The sequence below is a fragment of the Candidatus Defluviilinea gracilis genome (assembly GCA_016716235.1).
Lineage (GTDB): Bacteria > Chloroflexota > Anaerolineae > Anaerolineales > Villigracilaceae > Defluviilinea > Defluviilinea gracilis.
The window spans coordinates 82,928-108,205 of the sequence record JADJWS010000005.1; the positions used below are offsets into that span (position 1 = coordinate 82,928).

At 53.1% G+C, this 25,278-nt stretch carries 24 protein-coding genes and 1 pseudogene; 12 read left to right on the forward strand and 13 right to left on the reverse strand.

The window, feature by feature from the left end:
- The first annotated feature begins 14 nt into the window (after nucleotides 1-14).
- From IPM31_17365 to IPM31_17405, 9 genes and pseudogenes are all read left to right on the forward strand, one after another.
- Nucleotides 15-1,199, forward strand: a complete 1,185-nt coding sequence (locus IPM31_17365; protein ID MBK9008743.1) for an acetyl-CoA C-acyltransferase — start codon at nucleotides 15-17, stop codon at nucleotides 1,197-1,199.
- A 97-nt stretch (nucleotides 1,200-1,296) separates the two neighbouring features.
- The gene (locus IPM31_17370; GenBank protein MBK9008744.1) at nucleotides 1,297-1,626 is read left to right on the forward strand and encodes an SCP2 sterol-binding domain-containing protein; all 330 of its coding nucleotides are present in this window, start codon (nucleotides 1,297-1,299) and stop codon (nucleotides 1,624-1,626) included.
- A 646-nt stretch (nucleotides 1,627-2,272) separates the two neighbouring features.
- Nucleotides 2,273-3,112 (forward strand): PIG-L family deacetylase, encoded by an 840-nt coding sequence (locus IPM31_17375; protein MBK9008745.1) that lies wholly within the window; start codon nucleotides 2,273-2,275, stop codon nucleotides 3,110-3,112.
- Between the two features lie 87 nt (nucleotides 3,113-3,199).
- Nucleotides 3,200-3,931: a YIP1 family protein gene (locus IPM31_17380; protein ID MBK9008746.1), complete on the forward strand. Its 732-nt coding sequence runs from the start codon at nucleotides 3,200-3,202 to the stop codon at nucleotides 3,929-3,931.
- Nucleotide 3,932: 1 nt separating this feature from the next.
- Nucleotides 3,933-4,652, forward strand: a complete 720-nt coding sequence (locus IPM31_17385; GenBank protein ID MBK9008747.1) for an ABC transporter ATP-binding protein — start codon at nucleotides 3,933-3,935, stop codon at nucleotides 4,650-4,652.
- Between the two features lie 127 nt (nucleotides 4,653-4,779).
- Nucleotides 4,780-4,911, forward strand: a pseudogene (locus tag IPM31_17390) (CAP domain-containing protein).
- Between the two features lie 1,328 nt (nucleotides 4,912-6,239).
- The gene (locus IPM31_17395) at nucleotides 6,240-7,574 is read left to right on the forward strand and encodes an ABC transporter permease (protein MBK9008748.1); all 1,335 of its coding nucleotides are present in this window, start codon (nucleotides 6,240-6,242) and stop codon (nucleotides 7,572-7,574) included.
- A gap of 433 nt (nucleotides 7,575-8,007) precedes the next feature.
- Nucleotides 8,008-8,448, forward strand: a complete 441-nt coding sequence (locus IPM31_17400) for an ISAs1 family transposase (protein MBK9008749.1) — start codon at nucleotides 8,008-8,010, stop codon at nucleotides 8,446-8,448.
- 384 nt (nucleotides 8,449-8,832) lie between these two features.
- Entirely contained in the window at nucleotides 8,833-9,198 is a 366-nt protein-coding gene (locus IPM31_17405) for a VOC family protein (protein ID MBK9008750.1), read from the forward strand.
- Nucleotides 9,199-9,349: 151 nt separating this feature from the next.
- On the opposite strand, the gene IPM31_17410 is transcribed toward IPM31_17405, so the two are convergent.
- Both IPM31_17410 and IPM31_17415 read right to left on the reverse strand, forming a co-directional pair.
- Nucleotides 9,350-10,912, reverse strand: coding sequence for a PQQ-binding-like beta-propeller repeat protein (locus IPM31_17410; GenBank protein MBK9008751.1), 1,563 nt, complete (start codon nucleotides 10,910-10,912; stop codon nucleotides 9,350-9,352).
- Nucleotides 10,913-11,851, reverse strand: a complete 939-nt coding sequence (locus tag IPM31_17415; protein MBK9008752.1) for a hypothetical protein — start codon at nucleotides 11,849-11,851, stop codon at nucleotides 10,913-10,915.
- A gap of 26 nt (nucleotides 11,852-11,877) precedes the next feature.
- On the opposite strand from IPM31_17415, the gene IPM31_17420 reads away from it, so the two are divergent.
- Both IPM31_17420 and IPM31_17425 read left to right on the forward strand, forming a co-directional pair.
- Nucleotides 11,878-13,041 carry a glycosyltransferase family 4 protein gene (locus IPM31_17420; GenBank protein ID MBK9008753.1) on the forward strand — a complete coding sequence of 388 codons (1,164 nt, stop codon included), beginning with the start codon at nucleotides 11,878-11,880 and terminating at the stop codon, nucleotides 13,039-13,041.
- Between the two features lie 190 nt (nucleotides 13,042-13,231).
- Nucleotides 13,232-15,175 (forward strand): hypothetical protein, encoded by a 1,944-nt coding sequence (locus tag IPM31_17425; GenBank protein ID MBK9008754.1) that lies wholly within the window; start codon nucleotides 13,232-13,234, stop codon nucleotides 15,173-15,175.
- 171 nt (nucleotides 15,176-15,346) lie between these two features.
- On the opposite strand, the gene IPM31_17430 is transcribed toward IPM31_17425, so the two are convergent.
- The 11 genes from IPM31_17430 to IPM31_17480 all read right to left on the reverse strand — a co-directional run bounded on the left by IPM31_17430 (nucleotide 15,347) and on the right by IPM31_17480 (nucleotide 24,940).
- Nucleotides 15,347-15,769, reverse strand: coding sequence for an acyl-CoA thioesterase (locus IPM31_17430; protein ID MBK9008755.1), 423 nt, complete (start codon nucleotides 15,767-15,769; stop codon nucleotides 15,347-15,349).
- A 65-nt stretch (nucleotides 15,770-15,834) separates the two neighbouring features.
- The gene (locus IPM31_17435; GenBank protein ID MBK9008756.1) at nucleotides 15,835-16,197 is read right to left on the reverse strand and encodes a response regulator; all 363 of its coding nucleotides are present in this window, start codon (nucleotides 16,195-16,197) and stop codon (nucleotides 15,835-15,837) included.
- A gap of 70 nt (nucleotides 16,198-16,267) precedes the next feature.
- Nucleotides 16,268-17,917 (reverse strand): GAF domain-containing protein, encoded by a 1,650-nt coding sequence (locus IPM31_17440; protein MBK9008757.1) that lies wholly within the window; start codon nucleotides 17,915-17,917, stop codon nucleotides 16,268-16,270.
- A 40-nt stretch (nucleotides 17,918-17,957) separates the two neighbouring features.
- Nucleotides 17,958-18,830 (reverse strand): ADP-ribosylglycohydrolase family protein, encoded by an 873-nt coding sequence (locus tag IPM31_17445; GenBank protein MBK9008758.1) that lies wholly within the window; start codon nucleotides 18,828-18,830, stop codon nucleotides 17,958-17,960.
- A 123-nt stretch (nucleotides 18,831-18,953) separates the two neighbouring features.
- Nucleotides 18,954-19,238: a hypothetical protein gene (locus IPM31_17450; protein MBK9008759.1), complete on the reverse strand. Its 285-nt coding sequence runs from the start codon at nucleotides 19,236-19,238 to the stop codon at nucleotides 18,954-18,956.
- A 22-nt stretch (nucleotides 19,239-19,260) separates the two neighbouring features.
- The gene (locus tag IPM31_17455; protein ID MBK9008760.1) at nucleotides 19,261-19,542 is read right to left on the reverse strand and encodes a BrnT family toxin; all 282 of its coding nucleotides are present in this window, start codon (nucleotides 19,540-19,542) and stop codon (nucleotides 19,261-19,263) included.
- Nucleotides 19,543-19,611: 69 nt separating this feature from the next.
- Complete coding sequence (locus IPM31_17460) at nucleotides 19,612-20,976, reverse strand: VWA domain-containing protein (GenBank protein MBK9008761.1); 1,365 nt, start codon at nucleotides 20,974-20,976, stop codon at nucleotides 19,612-19,614.
- Between the two features lie 126 nt (nucleotides 20,977-21,102).
- Nucleotides 21,103-22,062, reverse strand: coding sequence for a MoxR family ATPase (locus IPM31_17465; protein ID MBK9008762.1), 960 nt, complete (start codon nucleotides 22,060-22,062; stop codon nucleotides 21,103-21,105).
- Entirely contained in the window at nucleotides 22,055-22,369 is a 315-nt protein-coding gene (locus IPM31_17470) for a hypothetical protein (protein ID MBK9008763.1), read from the reverse strand. The genes IPM31_17465 and IPM31_17470 overlap by 8 nt, the downstream gene beginning before the upstream one ends.
- 706 nt (nucleotides 22,370-23,075) lie before the next feature.
- On the reverse strand, nucleotides 23,076-23,330 hold the full coding sequence (locus tag IPM31_17475) for a hypothetical protein (protein ID MBK9008764.1): 255 nt from the start codon (nucleotides 23,328-23,330) through the stop codon (nucleotides 23,076-23,078).
- A gap of 392 nt (nucleotides 23,331-23,722) precedes the next feature.
- On the reverse strand, nucleotides 23,723-24,940 hold the full coding sequence (locus IPM31_17480) for a glycosyltransferase family 4 protein (protein ID MBK9008765.1): 1,218 nt from the start codon (nucleotides 24,938-24,940) through the stop codon (nucleotides 23,723-23,725).
- On the opposite strand from IPM31_17480, the gene IPM31_17485 reads away from it, so the two are divergent.
- Nucleotides 24,939-25,232: a hypothetical protein gene (locus IPM31_17485; GenBank protein ID MBK9008766.1), complete on the forward strand. Its 294-nt coding sequence runs from the start codon at nucleotides 24,939-24,941 to the stop codon at nucleotides 25,230-25,232. The genes IPM31_17480 and IPM31_17485 overlap by 2 nt on opposite strands.
- Nucleotides 25,233-25,278 lie beyond the last annotated feature (46 nt).

The following is a 25,278-nucleotide window of genomic DNA, read 5'->3' on the forward strand; positions in this document are numbered from 1 at the left end:
ACGAAGGAGATTTTATGAAAGACGCTGTAATCGTATCCGCCGTTCGGACTCCCGTCGGCAAAGCCAAACGCGGAGGACTTGCCACGGTTCGTACCGATGAGATGTCTGCCGCGACCATCCAAGCCTTGCTCAAGCGGACGCCGAATCTTGACCCCGCCCAGATCGAGGACGTGGTTATCGGCTGTGCCTTCCCCGAAGGCGAGCAGGGACTCAACATGGCGCGCATGATCGCCTTACGCGCTGGCTTGCCCGACTCTGTCCCCGCTGAGACGATCAATCGTTATTGCGCTTCGGGTGTGCAGTCCATTGCGCATGTGGCGTATGCGATTCAATCGGGACAGATCGAAGTCGGCATCGCGGGCGGAGCAGAGTCCATGACGATGGTGCCGATGGCGGGATTCAAGTTCTCGCCGAATCCATATTTCGCACAAGACCTGCCGCAGTACTACACCAATATGGGACTCACGGCAGAGAATGTCTCGGTCAAGTACGGAGTCAGCCGCGAAGACCAGGACGAGTTTTCGTTGAAGAGCAATCAGAAAGCGGCGAAGGCTGTCAACTCTGGATTGTTCGATCCCGAACTCGTGCCGCTGGATGTTGAAATCACGGAACTCGATGGGAATGAAAAACCCGTCAAAAAGAATTTCACCGTGAAGCGCGACGAAGGTCCGCGCGCGGATACGAGCATGGAAGCGTTATCCAAACTCAAGCCTGTATTCAAAGAAGATGGAGTCGTCACTGCGGGCAACTCGTCGCAAATGTCCGACGGCGCGGCGGCGGTGATGGTCATGTCTGCGGAGAAGGCAAACGCGCTTGGACTCAAGCCGTTGGTGCGATTCGTCTCGTTCGCCGTTGGAGGCGTCCCGCCTGAATTGATGGGGATCGGTCCCATCGTGGCGATACCGAAAACGTTGAAACTCGCGGGGCTGACGCTGAACGATATTGACCTGATAGAATTGAACGAAGCCTTCGCCGCGCAGTCGCTGGCGATCATCCGCACGTTGGAGATTGACGAGAGCAAGGTCAACGTCAACGGCGGCGCGATTGCGCTGGGACATCCGCTGGGATGCACAGGCTCGAAACTCACCACGCAACTCATCTACGAAATGGCTCGCCGCAAATCCAAGTATGGTATGGTGACCATGTGCATCGGCGGCGGCATGGGCGCGGCGGCGGTGTTTGAGAACCTTCAGAACTGAGTCGAATGTCAAAGGTCGAAGGCCGCCGACTTTTGACTTTCGACCTTTGATCACTGAACTAATAAACTAACCAACTACCAAACTAGGAGACTAAACAATGCCCCTCACCGTATCACAACTCATGGAAAAAATGCCTGGCGCGTTCCTGCCTGAAAAGGCACAGGGCGTGAATGCCACCATCCACTTCAAATTCACAGGCGCGGAAGCAGGCGACTGGAACGCGAAGATCGCCGATGGGAAGTGCGACGTGGCGCAAGGCGCTCCCAGCGGCGCGGCGACGATGACGCTCACCGCCGACTCGGAAGATTACGTCAAACTCTTCACAGGCGAATTGGATGGCATGCAAGCCTTCATGCAGGGAAAGTTGAAATTAGGCGGCGATTTGAACCTGGCGATGAAGTTGATGCATATGTTCAAGATCAAGTAAAGATTTTCAGAATCAAAAAAAGACATCCGCGAAAGGATGTCTTTTTGGTTTATGTTTACCGGGCTATTTCATAACCTACCTGCCTGACAGTTTCAAAATGGGACGCTGACACTTGCGCCGAGCGCCAGTGCGGCGTGAACGCTGAAAACGCTGATTCTGATGGACCTTGTAGGGTTCGTAAAAATATAAATTCCTTGTTGAGATGCAGTTCGATTTGCTTGGCAAATCGTGCATCCCGCTCGCAGTGCAACTGCGAGCGAGCAAAAACGCGGGAAGTTATTAATTTACAGACCCTTAGATGGGTTTCACAAAAATCTGCGTCGATCAGCGTTTTTCTGCGTCCAAAAAAACAAACTGTCAGGTGGCTAGTTCATAACAAAGGAAAGACATTTTCTTTTCTCTCTACCGTACATCTGCACCGCTAAGTGTCGCCATGGCGCCATGCGACACCCGCAAAGAACGCTTTTTAACTTGGCGGCCTTAGCGTGCTTTGCGGTAAAAGTCTTCTCATGTACGGTAGAGAATTTCTTTTTAGATAATCCGCCCTCTCGGTAGGTTTCCTCATTCGATTTGCTTTTCAAAACCACCTTCTTGCGGAGGTAAACTTCCGAGCTGATCCTGCGTCTATGCAAACGAGGAAAAATCCATGACCAAAAATATTCTAGCAGTGCTAGCCCACCCCGATGATGAAACCTTCGGTTTGGGCGGCACGTTGGCTCTGTATCACCGAAAAGGAGTTGACACATATTATGTCTGCGCCACGCGCGGCGAGGTCGGCGCGGCGGATGAAGAATTCATGAAAGGCTTCAAAGACACCGCTGAAATGCGTACCGATGAACTGATGCGCGCCGCGAAAATTCTCGGATTGAAAGAAGTGTTCTTTCTAGGCTACCGCGATTCGGGGATGCCCGGCTCGGAAGATAACAAGCATCCCAACGCGCAAGTTGCGCATTCGATCGACGAAGTGGCGGGACGCGTTGTGAAATACATCCGCGAACTTAAGCCCGAAGTTGTCATCACATTCGATCCCATTGGCGGGTACAAACATCCCGACCACATTCACATCCAACGCGCCACAACGCTTGCCTTCGAAAAAGCAAACGACGCGTCTTTCCACCCTGAGGCTGGGGCGCCCTTCAAACCAAGCGCGCTCTACTACCATGTCTTTCCGAAATGGCTTCTCAAATGGTCAGCGCGTTTGATGCCGTTACTTGGAAAAGACCCTCGCAAGTGGGGTCGCAACAAGGATATTGACCTGACGGAGTTGATCGTTGATTTTCCTGTCCATGCCCGGATCAATATTCGTTCGGTGACAGACATCAAGCGCGAAGCGAGCGAGCAACACGCCTCGCAGGGTGGACGTCAGATGCGCCGCGGATTGTTCGGCATCCTTTCGCGCATCCTCGGAGAACATGACGATTACATGCGGGCATATCCTCCTGTAGAGGGGAAGTTTCGCGTAAAAAACGACCTGTTTGAACTGTAAAAAAGATGCAAAGCGGCTGGAACATTTCCAGCCGCTTTTTCGTTCCACGAAAGGCGCTTCAAGGCGTGTTAGAATCGATTAAATCCTATGACTGAAACACCCTTTGAAAAACAATCCGCGCGAAAGATCGATCTCCCTCGTTTGGCAACCATGATGTTGCGTCCGAGCGAAGCGTTCTCGCCTATGGCTTCCGACCGGCAAGGCTCTTGGTTGACTCCGATGCTCATCTTGTCCATTTCGTCGATCCTGGTTGTGATCGTCGTGGGCTACCTCAAAACGCAAGCCTCGCTGAATGGCGTGGTTGAGTTCCCGCCCGATTGGGAGTTTTGGTCGCCGGAAATGCAGGAGAGTTATCTTCAAGCGCAACAGACCTCTCAGGGTCCCTTGGTCAATTACGTTTTGCCGGCGATTGGCGCGTTGATTTTGCTCTGGCTTGGATGGGTGATCTTCGCGGGAATCATGCGGTTGGTTTCGACATTGCTCGGCGGACGCGGCTCGACGCAAAGCGCGTTGAACATCGTTGCCTGGGCGAATGCTCCGTTCATTGTTCGCGATCTATTGCAAGCGTTCTTTATGTTGATCGCGGGGCATGAGATCGCCAGCCCCGGACTTTCGGGATTTGTTCAGCAGGGTTTCATGTATCACTTTCTGGCACGAACCGATATTTTCCTATTTTGGAATATCGCTTTGCTCGGGATCGGTTTTGCAGTGGTGGACGGCTTGCCAAAAGGCAAAGCATTGATGGGCGTGATCGTTGTTGTATTGATCCTCATCGCCATTCAATCGGGCGTAGGCGCGGCAATCGCAAGCTTTGGGTAACATGGGTAAGTCGTTCATTCGCATTGTCGGGTTGAAAAAACATTTCGAGATGGGCGGGCAGATCGTCCGCGCGTTGGATGGGGTGGATGTGCAGATCGAGGAGGGGACGTTCACTGTGGTGATGGGTCCCTCGGGATCGGGAAAGAGCACGCTTCTTTACCTCCTTGGCGGGCTGGATCGCCCAACTTCAGGCGAGATCGCTATTGAGGGCGAACGCCTCGACGAAATGGATGAAAATGCGTTGGCATTGTTTCGCCGCCGCACAATGGGATTCGTCTTTCAATCATTTAACCTGGTGACGAGTATGACCGCGTTGGATAACGTCGCGTTCCCGATGCAATTCGCCGGTGTCGCCCCGTCGCTGAGGCGGGAGCGGGCGCTGGGGTTGTTGAATCAGGTTGGGCTGGGGAATCGAGCCGATCACCGTCCCTCCGAACTTTCGGGCGGGCAACAACAACGCGTCGCGATTGCCCGCGCGCTGGTCAACGATCCCAAATTAATTTTGGCAGACGAGCCGACCGGCAACCTCGATACCACGAGTGGAAGCGCGATCATGCATGTGTTGTCGGATCTGCATAAAGCCGGGCGCACGGTGTTGGTGGTGACGCACGACCCGCGCATGACGCGCTTTGCCACGCACAAGATCCATTTGCTCGATGGTCACGTCGTTAGCGAAGCGGAATACGAAGCCGCCGCGTTGGAAGCGATGAGCGTTGAATAACTTTTACGTGCAGGAAAAAATGAAAAATAAAATTTCTCGGTTTACATCCATCATCGTGTTGATCTCGTTGGCGTTTTCGTTCAGCGCTGGCGGGTATTTTGACGTATTTGCTCAGGCTACGGAGCCACCTACAGGAACGTCTACTGCTTCCACACCGATAACCCCAACTACTGCTGTTCCAACCACTGCTGTTCCAACCACTGCTGTCCCAACCACTGCTGTCCCAACTTCTACCAATACGCCGCTTCCATTTGTCCGCCCCCAGATGGTGGTCAAGGCAACAGCGACAAAGGGGAGCGTTCAAACGAATGCCGAATTCAAGTTGAGCATCGAGCTCCAAAACGCAGGGACGGCAACCGCTTACAGCACGCAAGCCGTCCTTTCCTCCACTGATCTCGTGCCACTTAAAAATGGTGGCGTGTCTGTTTTGGGAACTGTAGATGCCGGTAACAACGCCAATCTGGCGCAGACCTTTTTAGTCAGCGGTCAAATTTACGGACAGCAGATCGTCGTCGTCGATCTCACGCTCACGTATTACGACAGCTCAGGCGCATCGTATTCGGATAAATTCACGCTCTCGATCACCGCAACCGGCGGCGTCTCCAGCGGAGTTGCGGCGGCAACGTCCACGCCCACAGGCGTGAAGAGTTCGCAGTTGGTGATCACCGGCTACTCAACAGACATTGATCCGCTTCAACCCGGCGAACAGTTTGCCCTCAAATTGAACGTTCAAAATGTAGGGAATGCCAAAGCCCAGCGCATCACCATGATCGTGGGCGGCGGTTCGGGCGGCACCTCCGGCGGGACTCCGCAACCCGGCGGGGTCTCGGGTGGCGGAGGAGATTTTGCGAACTTCGCGCCAGTCGGCGCTTCGAATGTGCAATCGCTGGGAGATCTCGGCGCGGGCGGTGCGATCGAGGCGACGCAAAGTCTCATCGTCAACGTGTCCACGAATCCCGGCGCCTACCCGATGAAAATTTCATTTTCATATCTCAACGATAAGAACGAAGTGGTCAACGACGAGCAGGTGATCACCTTGCTTGTTCACAGCCTGCCGAATCTGGATGTAAGTTTTTACCAACCGCCCGGCGTGTTGTTCACCGGTCAGCCCGGACCTCTGCCGATTCAAATCGTCAACGTGGGCAGGCGTTCTGCGGTGCTGGGAAATGTGAAGATCGAATCGGATTCCGGTTTCCTCGAAGGCAACACGGGACTCGTCGGTTCGCTCGACTTGGGGGCGTTCTTCACCATCGACGCGTTATTCACGCCCGAGCAGGCAGGGACGAACGAACTCACCGTCACCATCGAATACGTGGACGATTTCAATAAACCGCGCACGATCGTCAAGACCCTCGAAGTTGAAGTGGAGGAGATGGTCATCGAAGAACCGACCGTTGACCCGAACAACGGAGGCGTCGAAGAGCCAGCCGCAGAAACATTCTGGCAAAAGGTAAAACGATTCATCCTCGGTCTTCTTGGTTTGGATAGTTCGCCGCCAGCAGGCGTCGAATCGGCTCCGCTTGAGGAGGGCGCCGTCATCGAAGAAGGCGTTCCCGCTGGTGGCGGCGGCGGAGGCAAGGGCGGTCCGTGAATTTTCTCGATCTGCTTCGTCTTGTTGTTGGAAATTTGAGCCGCCGCAAAGCGCGCGTCGCGTTAACCGCTGTAGGCGTGGTCATCGGCACCGCGGCGGTGGTGATCCTTGTTTCGTTGGCAGTCGGATTGCAACAAACAGCCACCGAGCAGTTATACGGCATCGGCGACTTGACGCAGATTCAAGTGAGTCCCTCGTACGGCGGTGAAGGCGTCTACGTTGAAGCAGGCGGAGGCGGGGGAGGAGGCGGAGGTTTTCCCGCGTCGGATGAGGTGAAACTGCTGACCAATTCCGTGTTGGAGGAATTTCGCGCCATCCCCGGGGTTGAATCCGTCATTCCGCGCGAGTATATAATGTCTGGCGCGTTGATGAAATTTCAAAAGATGGAATCGTATGTCAACGTGATCGGCATCGGCACAGACGATGTCGCCGACCTGGGCGATACAGCCGAGCAAGGCACAACAGAACTAGGTCGCGGGAGAATCGTGATCGGCGTTACCGTCCCGCAAAGTTTTTACGACCCGAATGTTCGGCCGGGGCAGGAGATTCCGCCTCCGCCAGATTTATTCGACCAGCAAGTGCAGATGATCGTTTTCAAATATGACGCCAATGGGAACGAAATCCGCAAGAACATTGCTTTGCGCGTGACGGGCGTGCTAAAAGAAACGCGCGGCGAATCCGATTTTACGGTATACATGCCGCTCGAACAGGTAAAACTGCTCAACGAGTGGTCGCAGAGCCGCCGCTTCAACTATAACAAAGACGGCTACGGCATGGTCATCGTCAAAGTTGGCGACGTGGATAAAGTGATCGAGATCGCCGACCAGATCACAGCGATGGGCTTTCAAGCATTTACGCCGCAATCGTTCCTTGAAGGCATCAATAATTTTTTCATCGCTCTTCAGATCATTTTCGGCGGCGTTGGCGCGATCGCGTTGCTTGTCGCGGCGATCGGCATCGCCAACACGATGGCGATGTCGATCCTTGAGCGCACGCGCGAGATCGGTTTGATGAAAGCGGTCGGCGCGACGAACCGCGATGTGCTTGCCATCTTTTTGGGCGAAGCGGCGGGCATCGGGTTTCTTGGCGGGCTGGGCGGCGTGATCATTGGCTGGCTTGCTTCGCAAGGGATCAATGTGCTTGCGAGTGTTTATCTCGCCAATCAAGCCGGCGAGCAGGGAGGCGCGCCGCTGAGCATTGCGGTGTCTACCCCGCTTTGGTTGCCCATCTTCGCGCTCGTGTTTTCAACCCTGGTGGGGATGTTCTCTGGACTCTATCCCGCCCTGCGAGCCGCGACGATGATCCCCGTGCTGGCGCTCAAATACGAATAGCGCTTCGCCCCGCCTTACATCTGGGTCGCCTCTCCTCCGCATTCCCACTATGGCTTTACCAAAGTAGGTTGACAAAGAGCAAAAAGTAGATCCTTCTCGGTACAATTGCGAGTAGAGACAAGCAAAAGACCAGGAGGACTAAAATGGGGAGGGGGGGGGGGGGGGGGGGGGGGTGGGCGAGGGGGGGTGGGAGGGGGGGTAACGGATGTTCGGCCGGGAAGCGTTACCGTCTGGAAACTGTGCTGATGATCATTGTGCTGGCAAAGTTGTGTGGCGTGATCGACCGATGGAAATTGCGGATTGGGCCATCAGGAGCAGCTTGGGTGGGGGGTAACAGGGTGGTGGGGGGAAGTGTATGCGCTGGATGGGAAGGCGGTGCCGGCATGCGCAAGAAGGATGAAGAGGCGGGAGAATATTTGTTGAGGTCTATGATGTGGAACAGGCAAAAGTACTGTCGCAGGTGGAAGTGGGTCGCAAAGAAAATGAAATCACGAAAGCCTCCAAAGCCCTACACCCTGTGGAAATCTCACACAAAGTGGTCACCGCAGATGCGATTCACACTCAAAGAGCCCTAGCCACTCAGATTGTGGCCCAAGGCGGCGACTATGTTCTGCCAGTCAAGGAAAATCATTGCACTTATACCAACACATTCAGCAACTCTTTGCCCCTGAATATCCGAAGCCTGGTTTTGGGGAAAATCCAGACCGATTTCCTCACGGCTCAAAAAGTCAACAAAGGGCATGGCCGCCTTGAAACTCGCACGATGACCACCAGTGAAAGCTCACCCCTATTCGACGGGTCTGGCGCAAGTCTACCGTTTGGAACGTCAATTCCAATGGTGGCGTTCTGGACGCTGCTACCGTACTTCCCATGAAATCGAATTCGGCATTACCAGTTTGACCCGTACCCAAGCCACTCCCGCCCGCCTCTTGCATATTGCCGCGCCCATTGGGGCATTGAGACCGGGTTGCATTATCGCAGAGATGTCACTTTCAAAGAAGATGCTACTGCATGACTGTCGGCAATACTGGAAAAGTCATGGCCCCTCAACAATCTTGTTTTGGCTCTCATTCGACAGGCTAAATTTCATAATGCCGCTCACGCCCGTCGCTGGTTTGCCGCGCACATCTCACAAGCCTTTGCCCTACTCACCACACCTTTTTCTCTACTTTGGTAAAGCCATAGCATTCCCACATCTGACGCTTGACAGGTTAGAACATATATTCTAGAATCGCGTCAACCAAAAAGGAGAGTAACCATGTCCAAACGGAATATTGTCCATGTTGAAATTCCCGCCGCCGAGCAAGCCGCGGCTGGAGCGTTCTATCGGGAGTTGTTCGGGTGGAAGATCACGCCGATTCCTGAAATGAATTACACCCTGTGGGAATCAGGCGATGCCGTTTCCAGCGGCGGATTCCCCAACGTTTCGCAAGAATTCCCGGCGGGACAAGTGATCGTTTATATTGACAGCGACGACATCGAAGCCGATTTGAAACAAGTGGAACAACTCGGCGGCAAGGTTGTGCGCGCCAAAGAGGAGATTCCCGGCTTTGGCTGGTTTGGCATCTTTCGAGACCCAACAGGAAATATGCTGGCGTTGTACACGAGCAATAATCCGCGCTGACAAATAACCAAACAACGATACGGTAAACATCCTTGAAAACAGACAGACACCCGTCGCCATAGGGTGTCTGTCTTGTTTAACTTCTGCTTTACAGCTTCGGTTCTATTTCCTGAGTATTTTGGGATACGTGCCTGATGAAATCTGTTTACTCCTACGACAACAACACCTGTCCGCAATACTCGCACTTGTCCATGCCGAGTTCGAGCGTGCCGCCACAGTTGGGGCACTGGATCGTTTCCACTTTGATGGGGAAGCCCGCAGTTTTGAACGCGGTTTCGTTGTCCGCGAGATCGCCGCGCAGACGTTTGAGTCGCGCAAGGTAGGCGTCGCCTGTCACCTCGCCCGATTTGCGCAAGCGTTCCACATCCGCAATTGACTCTTTCAACATGCGGCGTTCGGCTTCGAGCGATTCCCTGCTTTTATCTTGGAACGACACTTTCAATTCAGGTTTCTTCGGTATCGAAGCAAGGATCGCCGCGATGATCAAAATGAACGCCGAAACGATCACGCCAACGACCAACGGCGTGTATTGAAATCCTGGTATCGAATTGAAATTGACCTTGTTCACTTGCACATCGTTATAATCCGCGATCACCACATAACGTTCGCCGTTGAGTCTGCCCACGTCGATGCGCGTGATGCCCGTGCTGTGATTTTCTAAATTGTTGCGCGAGCCGTCGCCCGTGAACACAGCCACAGTCCCGCTATCGTCGCCGATCACCGCTTCCTCCGCGCCGTCGCCGTCCACGTCGATGCCAGAAATTTCAGTGACCTTGTCCGAAAGCGAACCCGTCCACATTTGATTCACCGCGCCGCCGTTGATCGAAAACGCCCACACGCCGCCGTCTTTCCCGCCGACCACAAACTCGCGCGACGACGGGTCGCCGTTCAATTCCACTTCGCGGATCTCGGACACTGCCTGTCCCATACTTTGCGAATAAATTTGACTCCCATCCAGTGCGGATAATGCGACGAATGCGCCGAACTCGCCGCCCGTCAGGATTTCGCTGTTCCCATCGGAGTTGAAGTCGAACGCGCGCATCCTCCGCAGGGACTCCAGGTCCGCCTCCCAAACTTTTTGCCCATCTTCATCTAAAACCACCACCGAGCCGTCATGCGACGCGGCGGCGAGATGTGTTTGACCGTTGATGAGCGCGTCGTCGAGTCCGCGAATCTCTTCGCCGCCGACGGAGTAATTCCACAAGGGTTGACCGCTGAGACTCAACGATTGAAGTCCGCCGCCAGAATCGCCGAGGACAATTTGAGGTCCAGAGGGGAAGCGTAGGATCGCAACGCGCGCGGGGAGTCCGACAGTCAGGCTTTGCGCGAGCGTGGTGGCTTGTCCGTCAATGATCGTGTCCACTGAATAACCCAAGTCGCCGAGATAAAAGACCACCACATCTTCGCGGTTGTCGCCGTTCACGTCGCCGAGCGTGGTCTTCGGGTATTGATAGTCTTTCGTGAACAGAATATTTCCACCGCCATCGAAGATGGTCACGTTCTGCGCGTTTTGGATGAAGAGTTCGTCGTTGTCATCGCCCATCAAGTTGATGACCTTCATGCTTTCGGCGGTATCGTAACTCTGCGACCAGATTTGCGACGCGCCGAATTTCTCCGCCTTCGCCAGTCCGCTGAACGAGAACAACGCGGCAACCACCATCACGAGACAGACCAGAACGAATGCAACCACGAACGGGATAATTTTGCGACTCATTTACGCCGCCTTTCTTTGCAGGAGAGTGTATGCCGACTTGAGGATTTGCAAGATGTTTTCATGTTCCACTTCTTCAAAAGGTGAATTGGCGACGAACGAGACCATGCCGCCTTCGGTGCTTAATTGACTAATGGTGAACTTGCCGATGTTGAGTCCCTGTTTGAACTCGTCGCTGGTCTTGGCAATTTTATACACTTCGGGGTTCGGCACGATGCGGACTTTCAAGTCGTGCGCGGTGCCTTTGAACTTTTCAGGCTTGCTCTTCATCTTGCCGCTGATGCGACTGCGCTTCCAATACGATTTTCGCTTCTTCGATTTTTGGATTCCCGAAACGCGGAGAATACTACCGTCATACAGTTTTGCTTTCAGCGCGAGCCACTCGTCGCGGAAGTATTCGGTCGTGCGCCCTTGCGCGTCGTTGGCGGAACGCGCTACTTTGGTGGGGAGCAGGGAACCTGTAAGGTCGAGATGGCCCAAGTAGGTCGAGTCAGGCTTGAGGTCGTCGCGAAGCGTGTAGAGGATGTCGCGCGTGCCGTTGTAGCGAGTCGAGATGTCGTACGAATCGCTTTTCCGCAATCCGCGCGCCATCACAATGGCGGCGATCCACAACGCGATGCCGCCGCCCGTGAAGACGAACGAAAAATATCCGAGCAAAAGCAGGATGCCGTCAATGAGCATCAAGCCAATGCCTGCGAAAAAAATCATCATGGGAATCCAACGCCATTTGTCGCCCGCCTTTTCCGTTTTGTTCACGTCGAAGCGGAGTTTGTTCATCCCTTGAATGATAGAGGTGGGCTTGTCGGCGAGCGAGATGTAAACAGGCAGGAGTTGTTTTTTGCCGAGCGACGTTGTTTCGCTGACGCGTTTGCGCGCGGTGTTCAATAAATAGAAGAACACGATCACTGCAAATAGTAAGCCTCCGCACAAAACAAATTCCATAGAATCTCCTCGTTTATAATCTTGTCATGCCTCGCGTACTCTATACCGCCTTCGATGTCGTGCCCAGCCCGAAGGGCGCGTCCACACATATTTTGCATAACATTCGCGGGTTGGTCAATGGGCAATTTGATGTCCATTTGGTTACGCCGAATGACGGCGCGCTCCCGACCGAAGACGCGATCGAAGGTGCGCGAGTCACGCGCATCTCGCAAGACGTCTCGCAAAATTTTTTGGCGCGCGCCACGCATTTTGGAAAGGCGGTCTTCAACCATCTCGCCTTGCATCACGAGTACGATGTTGCGCATTATCGAAACATCTGGGATGGGCTTGCCATCGCGCAGAACAAAAAACGCTTCGGCTACAAAACCCTCTTTGAAGTCAACGGACTTCCCTCGATTGAACTCAAATATCATTACCCTGGAATCGATTCGGAGTTGCTGACCAAGATCAAAGAACAGGAGATTGCGACTCTTCATCTTTCGGATGCGATCATCTGCCCCTCGAATGTGACGCGCGACTACATCGCCTCGCTCGGACTCCCCTTGAGGCTGGTCACAGTCATCCCGAACGGAGTTAGCCCTTCGGATTTTTCCGCCTCGCCGTTGCCCAGCCGCGAGGGACGAATCCCCACGTTGTTGTACATCGGCACCCTCGCCGATTGGCAGGGACTCGAAGTCGTAGTCAAAGCCTTGCCGAAGATTCTCGAACAGCGAGCGGTTCGACTCCACATCGTCGGGCGCGGGCGTTCGAGGCAGAGAAAATTTTTAGCGAAGCAGATCCGCAAACTGGGCGTCGAAGAGAACGTGATCGTCCAGCCTGCCGTGCCGCATCATGAAATCCCAGCATTGATCGCCAGCGCGGACATTTGCGTCGCCCCGCTGGGGTTCAACGACCGCAACGTCACGCAAGGCGCGTGTCCCATCAAGGTGTTGGAATACATGGCGGGCGGGCGTCCGCTGTTGGCGTCGAATCTGCCCATCGTCCGCGAACTCGCCCGCGAAGATGTGGACGCGTTGTTGTTTTCGCCGAACGACCCCGATGATCTTGCAAAACAAGCGTTGACCTTGCTCGACGATTTCGACTTATCGAAACGATTAGCCGACTCCGCCTCCGAACGGGCGCTCACGAAATTCACATGGCACGAATCGCAGAAGAAGTTGTTGAAGGTGTATCAGAAACTGCTGGCGTAAAACCTGACAAGTTTTACGCGTGTCGTTGCCATCAGAAATCATACCGTGGACGCAGAGCGCGATTAATAACCGTTATGCGGAAACCTGTCAGGTTTTTTCAGAATGCTTGTGATACACTCCTTTCCAATGTGTTGGGAAAAATCTGTTGAAGTCGAATCAAACCAAACCGATCGTCATGAAGGGATAAAGCATGCGCAAAATAAGTTGTGTCCTATTGGTGTTGTTGATGGCAAATATTCTGAGCGGTTGTAACTCAACGCCTTCTTTAGCCGAAGGCAAACGCGTGGTCGGATATTATGCCCAATGGGTTGCCGATCAACGAGGCTATTTCGTCTCCAGCATCCCAGCGGACAAACTCACTCATATCAATTACGCATTTGCCAATGTGACTGACGATGGCAAATGCGTCCTTGGCGATATAGCCGCCGATACTGGGCGGATATACACCGCGAAAGAAAGCGTCAATGGGAAAGACGATTCAACCGATCCCACCGCTCTGCATGGAAACTTCAATCAATTGTTGCAACTGAAAGAAAAATATCCGCACATTCAAACGCTGATCTCAATAGGCGGCTGGACCTGGTCGGAAAATTTCTCCGACGCCTCGCTGACGGACGAATCTCGCAAGGCGTTCGTCGCTTCGTGCGTGGACTTGTTCCTCAAACAATACAAAGGTGTCTTCGACGGTATTGACATTGACTGGGAATACCCGGTCAGCGGCGGCGAGGAACCCGACAGGGCGCGCCCGGAAGATAAAGAGAATTTCACGTTGTTGTTGGCGGAATTCCGCAGTCAATTGGATGAACTCGGCAAAGCGGACGGCAAGAAGTACCTGCTGACGATTGCCGCGCCGGGCGGGGGCGATAACAACTCCAACTATGAATGGGCGAAGTTGAGTCAGTCTCTCGACTGGATCAACGTGATGGCGTATGACCTGCACGGACTTTGGGAAGCCAAGACGAATTTCAATGCTCCGCTGTATAGTTCATCCGGCGACCCCGGCAGCGCCTCTCAAACGGTGGATGCCAGCATCCGCAACTACTTGACTGCAGGCATCCCGCCGGAGAAGATCGTGTTAGGCGTCCCGTTCTATGGACATGGATGGCAGGGCGTGCCTGAAGAGAATAACGGTTTGTTCCAGTCCAATACAGGCGGCGCGCCCGGTAAATACGAAGCGGGTTCTTTTTACTATACCGAACTCAAAGCCGATTACTTTGAAACGTATACCCGCTATTGGAACGACGAGTCGCAGGTTCCGTGGTTGTACAACCCCTCCACGAAAATCTTCATCAGTTACGAAGACCCCGAATCGATTGCCGCAAAAGCGGGCTACGCAAAAGATCAGGGACTTGGCGGCGTGATGATCTGGGAATTGAGTCAAGGCGACGATGATATGCTGGACGCGATCCAGACCGGGTTTGAGAAGGGCGGCTTGCCTCATATCGTCCCGACGGTAGGCCCCAATGCGTTATTAGTTCCGCGCCCCTTCACGATGGAACTCCATAGGATCAGCGGAATCACAATTGACGGCAAATTAGACGATTGGTCCGCCGAGCCGAGTTTCGTCTTGAACGACGCCTCGCAGATCGCTCATACGGTCGCGCCAGATAGTTGGAAGGGACCGCAAGACTTATCCGCCGAAGTCTGGCAAGGCTGGTCTGAGGAAGGATTGTATTTTGCCCTCAAGGTGGTGGACGACGTGCATTATCAAACCGTCGCCGATACCGATCTCTGGCACGGAGATTATGCCGAGTGGCAGTTTGATACGCAACTCGAAAAAGATTACAACAACCCGGGCATGAACAACGACGATTACCAGATCGGCGTCTCGGTCGGCGATTTTGCCGGCGTTCCCCCGATTGCCTTCGCTTGGTTCAATGGACCCGACGCCTCGAACGTCATTGCGATCCAGCAGGCTCAGGTCCAAACCGAGGATGGCTACATTTTGGAGGTATTCATCCCGAAGGAGCTCCTCAAAGACATCACCCTTTCCGAAGGGGCGGTATTTGGGATGAACGTCAGCCTCAGCGACACGGACAGCGCGAGCACACAGCAGAAAGTGATGCTGTCCACTTCGGCGACACGCATCTACACCGATCCGCGCACGTTTGGAAAAATAATCCTGGTTAAATAATTGACGTTACTGTCTCTCGTAATGCGACATTTATGTCGCACTTGCGCAAGAACAGCCTGGAACGCGAGTAAATAATTGACGTTACACGGTCAAGCCACAGAGACGCCGAGAAATAATAAAAATATTTTCTCGGCGTCTTCGTGACTCTGCGGCAGCAATACGCAGGATGAATCATGTGGGATTTTCGTCGGGAACAATCGGAAATAATGCCATGATTTCAGCGGGGATTGGGAGAGGTCTGCCTGTAGTTAGGTTGACGAAGAACCACAACGTCTGGCCTCTGGCAATCACCTTGTTATCAGCCGTCCTGACGAATTCATACTTGCGAACCGCTCGCGAAAGTTTTTCCTCAGCGATCCACGTGCGGACTTCGAGTTCATCGCCGAGAAAAGCAGGCGCGAGATACTCAATGCGATGTTCGCGCGCAAACCATCCCGTATTTTCGGGTTGCTTGAATTCGGGAATCGCCTGCGGGTGACGGGTGGCGGCATCCTGCATCCATTGCACGTAGATCACGTTATTGACGTGACCATACTCGTCAATGGCGCTTTGTGGAACTGTGAAAGTATGTTTAAAGAGGGGAAGTGGCGGCATGTCCCCAAGTGTACACCAAACAGAAAGACCTCACAGGTCTTCAAGACCTGTGAGGTCTAAAGTAGTTAACTCGTCAAAGATTTGATCTTGCCGATGAACTCATCCATGCCGAAGGGCTTGGTGATGTAATCCGTCGCGCCGACGCTTTTGGCTTTCGCTTTACTTTCGGCATCATCCTTCGCGCTGACGATCACAATCGGAATCTTTGCAAACTTTGGATCGTTACGCAGGAGTTCGCACAATTCAAAACCTGTCAGGTCGGGCATCATCAAGTCCAGCGTGATCAGGTCGGGATTCACAGAATGAGCAGTCTCCATGGCTTTCAGGCTGTCGTTGACCGTCGTCGGCTGGTGTCCGTTCATGCTGACAAGCACTTGCATCAAGTTGGTGATGGTGACATCGTCGTCCACGATGAGAATTTTAGGCATGGGGGGTATCTTACCAAGCGATTGCCGAATGGGGAAGCCAGCAAAAGCGCGAATCGCTTTACAAAATCGTTTATGCCGCGCGGTCTTTTTGTGTTTTGATCTCGCCCGCGAGATAGGCTTTGATGAGCGCCTGCACGCATGCGTCGTCGAAATGCGAACCCGAATCTTTTTGCATTTTGTTCAAGACTTCCTCCACGTCGAGCGCGGCGCGGTAGGGACGGTCGGAGGTCAGCGCGTCGAACACATCGGAGACGGCGACGATTCTTCCGAACAGTGAAATTTGGTCGCCCGTAAGGTGGTTTGGGTAACCCGTCCCATCGATGTGTTCATGATGTTCCGCCAGCGCAGGGATTTCGTTGCGCAACAGCCGCACGTTTTGCATAATGCTCGCTCCGATGGCGGGATGTTGTTTCATCGTGTTGATTTCATCCTCCGTCAAATGACCTGGCTTGCTGAGGATGGTATCGGGGATGCCGATCTTGCCGATGTCGTGGAGTAATGCGCCAATCCGCAGTTGATGGATGATCTCAGGAGAGAGTTTCATTTGTTTGCCAATGGCAACCGAAAATTCACTGACGCGTTGCGAGTGTCCGTTCGTGTACGGGTCTTTCGCGTCGATGGAGGCGACCATGGCTTGGATCGTGTCGAGGAAGAGTTCGTTCGCGTCGCCGTAGAGTTTGGCGATCTGGAAAACCGTCGCGGCTTGCTTTGCCAACGTTTGTAGTAAATCGGCATCTTCGGTGGTGAAGTAGCCGTCCACGCGGTTGATGGCTTCAAGCCCGCCGATGATCTGCGGTTGGGCGGACCCAAGTTCCTGTCCGAGTTGAACCGCTTGTGTGATGAGAGGAACAGCGATCAATGAGGTGGTTGTGATTCCCGTGATGGGTTCAGCGTCTTTGAAGTGTCGATCATCTGCGTGAACATTTGGAACGAAGATGATGTCGCCGCTTTCGATTGCCGCGCCGATGATTCCCTGTCCGCGTGGGACGCGCAGCGCGGGGACCTTCGACTCGCTTGAGGAGATGTGCAAGACAATGTCGTTGCGCTCTTCGTCAATGAGGAATAACGACGCGTGTTCGGCGTGGAGCAAGTCGCGGGCGTAGCGAACGATGAGGTGGAGAACCAGGTCGCGGTCCAGATTCGAACCGATGATCCCGATGATGTCAATCAACGCTTCGAGTCGCGCTGTCCGTTGTTGACTGGCTTCCAGCAACATCGCTTTCTCGATCTCGGATGCCATCCGCGCGCCGAGCATCTGCATGATTTGTAGCGGCGTGTGGGAATAATTGAAAACTTGCACGACGCCGATGGGTTTGCCGCGCAAGAGCAGGGGAGTGGAGATGACGTTGCGAAGCCCCTCTGAACTGCGCGACACTTTTTGCCAGCGCGGATCGCGCGCGAGGTCTTCAATCACGAGCGGATCGAGTTGTGCCATCGTCGCGCCTGCGATGCCCGCGTTCGTTTTGATCCGTTTGCCGATTAAACTGTGGTCGCTGTTGGGTCCCCGAATAACTTTGAAAATGAGTTCGTCTTGTTCCGAGTCGAGCAAGTAAAGCGTGCCTGCGTTCCCGCCACAGACCTCGATGATGAGGTCGAGCATCTGGTTGAGGAGATCGTCCAGCTCGGTATTGCTGGCGATCTGGTTCGCGCGGGTGAGAATGTTGTAGAGTTGTGATGTTTCGTCGTCGGCTGGCGGTTTGGGCTTGCTTGCTTTTGCCATGAGGAGGATTATACGACTGGTTGAATTGAAATTTGAATGGTTAAAAAGTTAATCCCAAAGGTTCCCGTCGAGCAAGCCATGCTTGAGGAATTTCAGGTGCCGATAAAGCTACGATCCCACCGACGATGGCGCATGTAGTGTCGACATCTCCCAAGCCCTTGGCTGTATTCCATAATGCATCTTCAAAATCATCCAAATGGTGCGCGGCGCTCCACAAACAAAATGGAACCGTATCTTGCGCTGAAACTTTTTCTCCTGAACCCAGTTGTTTCATTGCGTCAATGATCGCGTCGGATGGAATTTGCATTGCCAACTCGGTGTTAGTCTTTACCACTCCATCGGGAATGTGGGGAATCACAGCCTTTAGAAAGTCATTTCCTTTTGGAAATGGTCGGTTGGTTGCAATCGCGGCGGCGACCGCGACTGCTATAGCCCCAGCCCTCCCTTCACTGTGGTAATGAGTAACCTCTGCGGATAATTCCGCTTCCTTTTTTGCTCGATCAAGATCGCTGTAGAAGAAAGCGCCAATCGGCGCGACGCGCATGGCGCTGCCATTTCCGAAAGAGCCAGTGCCGAACAGGGTCGGAGAAATGTCCCGCCAGCTCCCTCCTTTTGCAACTTTACCTAGCAGGCGATGGGCGCCTCCCGCATATCCGCGATTAGGATCTTGCTTGTATCTTTTGGCAAACAATGCAATCAATTCGTCTTGATCGATTCGGTTGAACTCCTTGAGAATTTCGACAATAGACAGAGCCATATGTGTATCATCTGTCCAGTTCCAAAAAGTCTGTGGTAGATCGGCGAATGCCGTCTCGAACGGAGAACGACGAAAGAATAGCTCGCCAAACGAGTCGCCAACAGACAAGCCATCTAAGCTTTTGATTGCATTCGAGAGAGCAATATCGATTTCCATTTTTCTCCATAAATGCTACCCCGCCAACAGCGAATCCACCGCCTCTGCCAATTCCCTCAAATTGCTGACCTTCAACACATTGTTGCACATCGGCGCGTACCTGGGCATGTCGCTGTCATCGTGCTACTTTTCCGCCACCTGCCGCGCGGTTGACCTTTGTGTGCTGTATCTTCGCGCGGGCATTTTCTCTGTCAAGCGGATCAAAGAGCGCAAGGCTTCGTTGACCGCTTGCGAATCAGAGAAATACTCGCGCACGTCGGGAGCAAGTAATACAGAACCCTCCGTTAGCGCGTAATGATTGACTGTGGTCGTTCCATCTTTGTGATTTACGCGAACGGTATAGCCTTTTTCCAGCGGACGATAGAATTTTCCACGTTCGCCTTTGCTGAAATCGTACTCAGCGCGCATTTCGTCATTTTTCTTTTTCTTGTTAGTTGTTTTCATGGGTTTTTCTCTCACCATTCGTTGCTTTTCTGCAACTGATCAATCGAATTCTTTCTTCTCGTTCGGTGTGCACAACGACTAATAGGCGACCTTGAACGGAAACCCCGATGGAAATATACCGTTCTTCGCGCTTTGAATGTTCGGGGTCAAACACCGTAGCGATCATCGGGTCGTTGAAGATGGTCGCTCCTTCTTCAAAACTAACGCCGTGTTTGTTAACGTTATCTTCGGCTTTTTCATCGTCCCATTCGAATTCGATGGTTTCCATGTCGTGTATCCTCCCAAATTATAAACCCAACTGATAACTGTTTACAGATCACTGCTCACTTTCACTGAACTACCCCGCCAACAACGAATCCACCGCCTCTGCCAACTCCCTCAAATTGCTGACCTTCAACACATTGTTGCACATCGGCGCGTACTTGGGCATGTCGCTGTCACCGTGCCAGAGATATGGAGGTTCGGGATTCAGCCAAATCGTCCGCGCGGCGCGGCGGCTCATCGTGGAGAAAATGTCGAGGCGCGGATCATAATAATTATTGCGCCCGTCGCCGACGACGATGAGCGTTGTCTGCCCGTTGAGCGTGTCCATGTATTCGCTTTGAAAATCGTTGAGCGACCAGCCGAGGTCGGTGTTGTAACTTCCGCTGGGCATCCGCCACAAAACGGACGCGATCGCCTCGTCCGCGTTCGAGCCGCTGAAATCCTCCGAGATCGATTCGAGATGATCAATGAACGCGAACGCGTGAGTCTTGCGTACTTGTCCTTGCAGTGCAAAAAGAAAACTCAACATCAATTCTGAACAAAATCGCATCGAGGTGCTGATGTCGCAAATGACCACGATCTTCGGTTTGCGCACGCGGTCTTTGTGTTTGATCTCCATCGGCACGCCGTGATATTTCAAATTCGCGCGGATGGTCGCCTTCGGGTCGAGTTGTCCGCTTTTGGCGCGCTTTTGCCGCAACGCGATCCGCGTTCGCAACATGGCGGCGAGTCGCTTCACTTCGTTTTGCAAAACTTTTTTATCGGCATCGCTCAGCGCGTGGAACGGACGGTTGATCAAATTGTCCACGCCTTCGCCGCACGGTCGCTCGCTCATATTCTCGGCAATGCGTTCGCCCGCGAATTGTTCGATCTGTTCTCGCATGCCCTGCAAATTTTCCTGAATCATATTTCGCATTTGCTCGACGCGGTCGCGGCTCATACCCATCTGCTGGAGTTGTTCCATCAACTCTTTCAACGCCTCGCGGACTTCGGGGAACGCCAGCGCGCGCATCATCCGTTGCGCCATCCAATTTTGATAACGGAGGTCGTCCATCTGATTCAGTCCGACCATCTGACCCAACGCTTCCAGCTCCGCACGGGATAGCTGGTCGCCGCTCATAAGCCTCTGCATCCGCTGACGGAGATTCTCCGTGTACTGCCGCAACGCGTCCGCCAGCATCTGCGCCTCTTCAGGCGTCATATCGTCGGACGGATTTCCGCCCATCATTGGCGGCGTCCCTGTCCCAAAGAACAATGGGAATAATTTATCGAAAACGGGAATGTCTTTCAGATCTTTGACCAGCGTGGCGCGCAGAGATAACCGAAACTCTTCGCGGTCTTGAATCCCCATGATATCCACCGCCGAAAACGCCTCGGCAGATTCGGCAAGTGATACGCGCACCCCGCTCGCGCGTAAGGCTGAGATGAGTTGAAGGATGCGAGATTCCATATTCGACCTTTTTTGAACCGCTAGGCACGCTAAGGCCGCAAAGATTTAAAAAGGTTTTCTTGGCGTGCTTCGCGCTCTTTGCGGTTAATTTTCGTTGTTCTCCGCAGAGAAAAACTAATTATTTGTAAATCTCCCGAGATCGTCAGCCCTCGGCTTAGGCGGCGGTGGCGGATTGATAAATTGCCGCTTCGCCTTTTGCAAATCGGCTTCGTGTTTCAACAAAACTGAGATCGTATCCTCGAGCGTGTCCTTATCCAAATTGGATGCGTTCAACGCGACGAGCGCGTTCGCCCAATCCAATGTCTCGCTGATGGACGGGGACTTGCGCATGTCTCCTTTGCGGAGGCGTTGCACAAACTCCACAGCCTGTTGCGCCAGTTTCGGATTCAAATCTGGGACTTTGAGTCTCACGACTGCAAGTTCTTCCTGTAATGTCGGGTAATCAATGAACAGATACAAACAGCGCCGCTTCAACGCTTCGGAAAGTTCGCGCGTGTTGTTCGATGTGAGAATCACGAACGGACGATGCTTCGCGGTCAACGTTCCCAACTCTGGCACAGACACTTGAAAGTCGCTCAATACTTCGAGCAAGAAGGCTTCGAACTCCGCGTCGGCGCGGTCAATTTCGTCAATCAGCAACACAGATGGTTGTTCGCTCAAAATCGCTTTCAACAATGGACGCTGCAAGAGGAAGCGTTCAGAAAAGAAAACATCTTCTTCTTTGGCGAGTTTATCCGCGGCTTCGGATAGCGAGTCCGCTTTGCCGAGGGTGTCGTTCAACTTGTCGCGCAGGAGTTGCGTGTACAGCAATTGCTTCGAGTATTCCCATTCGTACAACGCTTTCGATTCGTCCAACCCTTCGTAACACTGCAAGCGGATCAATTCCCGTCCCGTCGCGCCTGCGATGGCTTTGGCGAGTTCCGTCTTGCCGACGCCTGCAGGTCCCTCGGTGAGGAGCGGCTTTCCTAACTTCTGCGCGAGGTACACAATCGTGGCGATCTCGCCAGAAGCGATATATTTTTGCTTGTTCAACTCAGACTTGACGGAGTTTGTCGATTCAAAAAGTTTAGTCATTCTTCTCCCAAAGCATCTTCAAAGGTTCGATTCGTTTCCACCCTTCGCCTTTGCTCACATATTGAACATTCAATTCAGTGAAATAGTCATCCAGAACTGCGGCACGTTCCTGTGCCAGCGGCGGGACACAATAATCTTCCTCCTCCCAAATTGCTATGCCTTCGGTTTGCCAGCGAGCGTTGTCGAGTCCCATTTGCAAGGCGTTACCAAACGGGCGCATCGCGCGGATCTCGCCCGAGTCGAGCCATTTGCGCAGATCGTTCATCTTCGATTGAATCGGTTTGGCTGTGACCAAATAATATGCCATGTGGACTTCCTTTTCATGTTATGTCACCCTGAGCGCCAGCGAAGAGTCTCTACGTCGATGTCGTAGATTCTTCGCTCCGCTCCATTAGACTTGAAGTAGTATTGGAGTTGCCAAACAAGGGCTGAACAAGTCTAGAGCCGCTCACGAGGCAAACGCCGAGTCAAACTCAAATTCTGAAGCAGACCCAGCCCTTGTTGTGAACTATGCTTGATCAGTATTCAAGCCTGAAAGGCTAGTAATGGAGAATGCACGTTCACAAGTTGGCAAACCCAATACCCAAGTCCAAAAGAGGTTCAGAATGACAACATTTGTATCCTTTGTAGGTGTCGATATTGCATCCGCTTCTTTCATGGCCAGTGTTGGAACACAGCCTTGGAAAGTCACGGTCAAACCAACGAAATTCGAGAATGACGAAAATGGTTTCGTCTCCTTTCTCGGCTGGTTGCAGGAACACAACCTGAAGACCGAAAGCACCGTGGTGTGTATGGAAGCGACAGGCGTCTATAGTGAAGGCTTGGCATACTTCCTATATGCCAGTGGTTATTCGGTGGCGGTCGAACCGCCGTTGAACATCCAGCGCAAGTTTCCTGTGAACGCTTCCAAAACCGATGAACTGGACTGCCAGTATATCGCCGAGTATGCCTGCCGCTATGCGGACAAACTCTCCTTGTGGAAACCGAGAGCCGAGATTTTGGAGCAAGTCAAGCTACTGTTGACCACGCGCCAGCACTTTTCGGTACAGTTGACGGGACATAAGAACGCCTTGCACGCGATCCACCGCAAGAAGGTCTCGTCTGAACTTGCCAAGCACTCTCACCAGAACATGATCGAGCAGATTACCAAGTCCATCAAAGAGATCGATAAGGAAATCCGTCGTTTGATTGAAAGCGATCCAACCTTCAAACAGACCCTGCTCTTGCTCATGACGGTGCCTGGCATCGGGCTGCAACTCGCCGCTCACTTACTGATCCTCATGCAGGAAACACTCGATCCAAGAAGTTTGGCGGCTTTCATCGGCATCTGCCCGATCAAGCATGAAAGTGGCTCTTCCGTCTACTCGGCTCCAACTTCACGACACTTTGGACCTCCAAAGTTACGCAAACTCCTTTATCTGGCGGCCTGCTCCGTGCGTACGCACAAAAAGCAGTTTCAGCAATACTTTTACCGCAAAGTCGCGGATGGCAAGCACAAAAACTGGCCTCAACAACATCCAAAACAAGATCCTCAAGATTGCTTGTGCTGTCGTCCGCTCGCAACAACCCTACCTTCCCAACTATGTTGCTGTCAATCCCCTGGTTTTTCAAAAAACCTTGACGGCTTCATAGTATTCAGAATGACATGGCAACAGGTGGTTTACACTTTCAACCCAAGTTTTCGATATACTTCCAAATTTGCTTTCAATTCTTTTTCTGGTTTGAAATTGTTCATCACAAATTCTCTCGCGCTTTTACCGAGTGATTCGCGTTTCTCACGGTCGTCTAACAACGCAAGAATTTTTTCTGCCAGCGCGTCTGCGTCATTGACGTTGACAAGCATACCATTCTTTCCATCCTCCACAATATCTTTTGTCCCGCCAGCAGGCGTTGCGATCACGGCTCGTTCACACGCCATCCCTTCGAGAATTGCGTTCGGCATCCCATCGTGCAGAGACGGATGAACGAAGACGTCAATCAACGAATAATACGCGGGCAGGTCGTTGGGCGAGACGTAGCCTGTGACTACGATATTTGATTCGGGGATGGACGCCCGCATCTGTTCGAAGGTTTGGCTGTCTTCACCGTGGCGAATTTCTCCCACCGTCAGCAGGGTGCAGCGGCGTCTCGCGTTGACCTGCGCGTAGGCAGAGAGGAGAGTCTTCATCCCTTTTTTCTCGCGCAATTCACCGACGAAGCCGATTACAGGATTCATGTCCCTCTGAGGGAGCGTTAGCGACCGAAGAGTCTTTTCGTTTGGACGTGGAGACCCTTCGCTATCGCTCAGGGTGACATGGCTGGAGAGTCCGAGAGACTCAACTAAGGCGAGATTCTTATCTATCGGCTTGAAATGATTCGCATCCACGCCGTTTGGAATCAAAATGATTTCTCTATCAAAAAATGCTCTGGCTTTGCGAATCGACTCTTGCGCGTTGGCAGTAACTACGTTCGCATGTTGCAACGCGAACATCGTGTGCGAGAATCTCGCAGGGTCGAATGCGGCGCGGTCTACGTCGTTGCCGCGAATCGAGACGACGCTTGGGATGTTCAAGTATCGTCCAGCAAGAGTTGCGATGAATCCTGCTTGCGTGAGGAAGTAGGCGTGAAGCACGTCGAAGGGTTCGCGGGCGTGTTCTTCGACGATGAGGTCGAACCAGTCAACGAGCGTATCGTCTGCGCGTTTGTGTGAGCCGAAGCGCGTGACGACGACTCCGCTTGAAGGGAGAGTCCGCTGTTCGGAGGGGGGCAGACTGCCCGTCGGAGAAAAGACGCGGACTTCATATCCAGCAGAAGCTAACAGGCGCGCGAGTCGCTCAGACGAGATTGCCAGTCCGCCGATGTCGGGTGTATACTTTTCAGTGAGGAGAGCAATTTTCATGGCAGACACATCCGCAGTGCAATGTGAAATGGTGATCGGTTATCTGGTGCCGCATCGTTGCGACAACCCGTCGTTGGGGAAGTGTATCAAATGCGGGCGCGGATTTTGCGATGAGCATACGAACAATACGCGCGAGGGACGAGTATGTTTGGCGTGTCAGCAGGGACTAGATATGCCCGTTGCGTTGCCGATTGCTGCCGCGACGTTCACCGCCGCCGACCTGCATACGTTCAATCAAGCGAGCGCGTGGGATGATGATGACCGCGCGGATATGTTTTCTGATTTGAGTTAAGTTTTTTACCACGAAGGACACTAAGGCCACGAAGGAATAAAAGCCT